Source organism: Nostoc foliaceum FACHB-393, from assembly GCF_014698505.1.
GTDB lineage: Bacteria > Cyanobacteriota > Cyanobacteriia > Cyanobacteriales > Nostocaceae > Nostoc > Nostoc foliaceum_A.
Genome location: NZ_JACJTD010000171.1, coordinates 1 through 2209, shown reverse-complemented (window position 1 = coordinate 2209; position 2209 = coordinate 1). Strand labels below are relative to the sequence as shown.

General features: G+C 37.4%; 5 protein-coding genes. 2 read left to right on the top strand and 3 right to left on the bottom strand.

What is annotated here, in order from left to right; all coding sequences use genetic code 11:
- Positions 1-164: 164 nt before the first annotated feature.
- From H6G92_RS38675 to H6G92_RS38665, 3 genes are all read right to left on the bottom strand, one after another.
- The gene (locus H6G92_RS38675) at positions 165-317 is read right to left on the bottom strand and encodes a hypothetical protein (RefSeq protein ID WP_190902122.1); all 153 of its coding nucleotides are present in this window, start codon (positions 315-317) and stop codon (positions 165-167) included.
- Positions 318-442: 125 nt separating this feature from the next.
- On the bottom strand, positions 443-1039 hold the full coding sequence (locus H6G92_RS38670) for a hypothetical protein (RefSeq protein ID WP_190902120.1): 597 nt from the start codon (positions 1037-1039) through the stop codon (positions 443-445).
- Positions 1040-1091: 52 nt separating this feature from the next.
- Positions 1092-1403 (bottom strand): hypothetical protein, encoded by a 312-nt coding sequence (locus tag H6G92_RS38665; RefSeq protein WP_190902118.1) that lies wholly within the window; start codon positions 1401-1403, stop codon positions 1092-1094.
- Positions 1404-1846: 443 nt separating this feature from the next.
- On the opposite strand from H6G92_RS38665, the gene H6G92_RS40750 reads away from it, so the two are divergent.
- Positions 1847-1972 carry a hypothetical protein gene (locus tag H6G92_RS40750; protein WP_277926969.1) on the top strand — a complete coding sequence of 42 codons (126 nt, stop codon included), beginning with the start codon at positions 1847-1849 and terminating at the stop codon, positions 1970-1972.
- Between the two features lie 46 nt (positions 1973-2018).
- A partial coding sequence (locus H6G92_RS38660; protein ID WP_199345151.1) for a Rid family hydrolase occupies positions 2019-2209 on the top strand: 191 nt, incomplete at its 3' end.

Sequence of the window (2209 nt, the reverse complement as noted above, 5' to 3'; positions counted from 1 at the left end):
CCCCCCTCGTAATGATTATCATTTTTATAATGAGTGAGATTTAATTTCCTCAAAGCCTTATGTAGTTTGAGTCTTGGCGTATTTCACCCTGATTCAGGCTCGTCAATATTTAGATGCGTTTGCCCTGGTCATGGGGTTGGGGAGCGATCGCAGTTCTTGTTATTTTAAACTCCCCATCCTGGATTTTCACAGATGATATTGCGAGTAGAAATTTCTTCAAGCTGGTCAGAGTTGCGATTAGAGCGCCAAGCTTTTTTAATCTGTCTCCAGTATTCAGCATCTTGAAACTTCAATATGATTAAATCTAGTGGCAGCATCTGCTATATTGAGCAAATTAGTTACTAATACAATGCTAGCTATTATAGAAAATGTGGATATTAAATATTTTGATGAAAGCATATTATCTATTCTCCTAAACCTAGCAATTTATCCATTAATAATTTTAATTCGTATCAGGATAAAGAATGGTCTGAATAATGGCACTAACTATTACTAGTATGCAAAAATAAATCAGTGAAATAAAAATAGCTGAAAATGTATTTCTGTTGCTAGGGCATCTACCATAATTTTTGTATTGATAATAGCGACTGAAAACAAAAGCTCGACTCAAAAAAATACTAGCTCCTAATCCTAAACCTGTATCAAATGGGGTTGGTGGGAGAAGAGATATTATGACGATAAAACTACTAAAATAAATTAAGTAATCTTTTTCTAACTTAGTTTGGGTAAAGGCAAATATTCCTAGCCAGAATGCGTACCAAGAAAACATATTTCGATTAAATTCTTTCTTGAGTTCTTGAGGAGCATTATTAAATTCAGAAGTCTTTTCGGCATCAAAACATAATGAGGGCAAGAAGTCAAACAATGGCTTAATTGGTTTTATATAACCTTTCTCTACCATTTCATCTAATATTTGAAACCTTCTCTGCATCTGAGGACTTACATTTCCAATATTCATAGGAATTACCTTTTGATAAATTACGGAGCTTTTTATTTTTTCTATTTCTGGAAGCGATCGCGAAACGCCTGCTGAAGGCATCGCCTCTACTGTTAGTTTTTCCTTACGAATGAGCGATCACTATCCTCTTAATTCATGTACACGTTACCATTCCTGTTGTGTAATCTTGTAATTTGTAGCGTTCGGCTGACGAATTACAGCCAAGTTTTTTAACATAGGCTCTTGTTTTAAGTCTTCCCTTGGCAGGAGCTTTTCTAACACAAAAGCTCCTAAACCGAATCTTCACGCCAGATTGACCACCAACTCCCCGCTCATGACTCCAATAGTCCACATCAGCAGAACTTTCGGCAGTAATAGAGAAAATCGATTGGCTACGCTTTGCTTTAAGAGCGATGTCTACGACGGGCTGTTCGGTGTCGCTACTTCTTTCATCACCAGCAAACATATCCTGTAACCCGTCAAGCTATTTGCTCAAAGTCGCGGATGCCCCACTCAAAAATAACGAGCCGGGCAGTCTGTTTTGTCCACTAATCTTCTTGATGCCCACCAATTGAGAATGATGACTTGCTCAAAGAATATATTGCCTAGCAATCTACTGAAGTACTATCAAGCCGTCACAGTATTTGATGCTAGTTCTGCCGAAATGAGATAATGTAGTAATGTAGATTATTCTTGTAATACGTAAGGAAGGAAGAATGATGACTCAATTACTAGCTGTCCGGGTTGCCTTCAAAAACTCAACCAACTCAAGGCGCAGAGATTTTCGTTAAATCCTCCATTTACAGGAATGATACTCGAATTTACAGACACTAAGAAATTCATTTACAAAAGTGTCTGTCTCTGTGCGCCTTGTTTATTAGAAAAGCAGCACACATCGAGTAAACATCAATGAATTTGGATTTTTTAGGCTGGAGTGACTTTTTTACTCGCAGTTTTGGAATGGGTATCTGGGGCAGTGGCAGATTGCTGTTAACTTTGCTGCGGGGTGTAAGTCTGTACTGTGTGATTGGTTGATAGTGGTTTAATTGTAGATACATTTGGAAGGAGATTCCACAATTAAATGAGTCGTCAATTCATATCTTCTGGTTCTATCTTTGAGCAAGAAATTGCTTATCAGAGAGCAATTGTTGATGGAAACTGGGTTTTTGTTTCTGGTACCACGGGTTTTGATTACAGTTCGATGACCATATCTGATGATGTTGTAAAACAAACAGAGCAGTGTTTTAAAAACATTAATGCTGCACTAACAGA

Excerpts from the sequence above, each read along its gene's own strand:
- H6G92_RS38675 (WP_190902122.1), bottom strand. The coding sequence starts at position 317 with ATGCTGCCACTAGATTTAATCATATTGAAGTTTCAAGATGCTGAATAC.
- H6G92_RS38670 (WP_190902120.1), bottom strand. The coding sequence starts at position 1,039 with ATGCCTTCAGCAGGCGTTTCGCGATCGCTTCCAGAAATAGAAAAAATA.
- H6G92_RS38665 (WP_190902118.1), bottom strand. The coding sequence starts at position 1,403 with ATGTTTGCTGGTGATGAAAGAAGTAGCGACACCGAACAGCCCGTCGTA.
- H6G92_RS40750 (WP_277926969.1), top strand. The coding sequence starts at position 1,847 with ATGAATTTGGATTTTTTAGGCTGGAGTGACTTTTTTACTCGCAGTTTT.